Genomic DNA, 226 nt, shown 5'->3' with positions numbered 1-226 from the left:
AGGCCATGGAGCGCCTGGACCTGGCCGTAATAGGCGCGCAGGTCCTTGACGTTGAGCAATGTCGTCATTGGTCCTTGCTCCCGAGATAGGCCTTGATGACGTCGGGGTCCGCCTGCACCTGGGCCGGCGTGCCTTCCGCGAGCTTCTTGCCGAAATTCAGCGCAACGACATGGTCGGCGATCGACATCACCAGGCCCATGTGATGCTCGACCAGCAGCACGGTCAT

1 protein-coding gene is annotated in these 226 nt (G+C 61.9%); it reads right to left on the bottom strand.

From position 1 onward, the window contains the following. Positions 1 to 64: 64 nt before the first annotated feature. Positions 65 to 226, bottom strand: a 162-nt coding sequence (locus RAD04_RS39230; protein WP_461628044.1) for an ABC transporter ATP-binding protein C-terminal domain-containing protein, incomplete at its 5' end; no start/stop codon positions are given.

It is taken from the genome of Bradyrhizobium sp. 25ACV, assembly GCF_054863005.1.
Note: the sequence above shows the minus strand (reverse complement) of the source record. Positions and strands in the feature narration are given on the sequence as shown.